The following is a 748-nucleotide window of genomic DNA, read 5'->3' as shown; positions in this document are numbered from 1 at the left end:
AGCGCATCAGAGTCAGCATCTGCATCAGAATCAGTAAGCGCATCAGAGTCAGCATCTGCGTCAGAATCAGCAAGCGCATCAGAGTCAGCATCTGCATCAGAATCAGCAAGCGCATCTGAGTCAGCATCTGCGTCAGAATCAGCAAGTGCATCTGAGTCAGTTTCAACTTCAGAATCTATCTCAGTTTCACTTTCACTCTCTGAGTCAACTTCAATTGTTACAAATAACTCAGAATCTGAATCAACATCTTCTTCTGAGTCAGCATCTACATCAGAATCAGCAAGTGCATCAGAGTCAGCGTCTGCGTCAGAATCAGTAAGTGCGTCTGAATCTGCATCAGCTTCAGTATCTGCATCAGAATCAGCAAGCTCTTCAGAATCAACTTCTGTATCTGAATCAGTATCAGCTTCTGAATCTTACTCAGCATCTGCTAGCCTTTCAGAATCTACATCAACTTCAACTTCAGTTTCAGAATCACTTTCAAGCTCAGAATCTACATCAGCTTCAATTTCTGAATCAATGTCTGAAAGTGAAACTCCTAAAGTTGGTGAAGTAATCATTACTTACATCCGTGAGAATGATGGTAAAGAAATCCAAAAACCACGTCAAGACACACCAAACTCACCATATGACACTCCTTATAACACAACTGAGGAAGGTGAAAAACCTAACACAATCAAGACTCCAGATGGTAAGACATACAAGATCGTACCAAAAGGTGACTACCCAGTAGGTAAAGTTGACGGCG

At 41.8% G+C, this 748-nt stretch carries 1 pseudogene; it reads left to right on the top strand.

Going from position 1 to position 748, the window contains the following annotated elements:
- A pseudogene (locus HMPREF2867_RS11625) lies at nt 1-748 on the top strand (hypothetical protein); the annotation flags it as partial.

The sequence above is a fragment of the Streptococcus sp. HMSC064H09 genome (assembly GCF_001812625.1).
GTDB lineage: Bacteria > Bacillota > Bacilli > Lactobacillales > Streptococcaceae > Streptococcus.
Note: the sequence above shows the minus strand (reverse complement) of the source record. Positions and strands in the feature narration are given on the sequence as shown.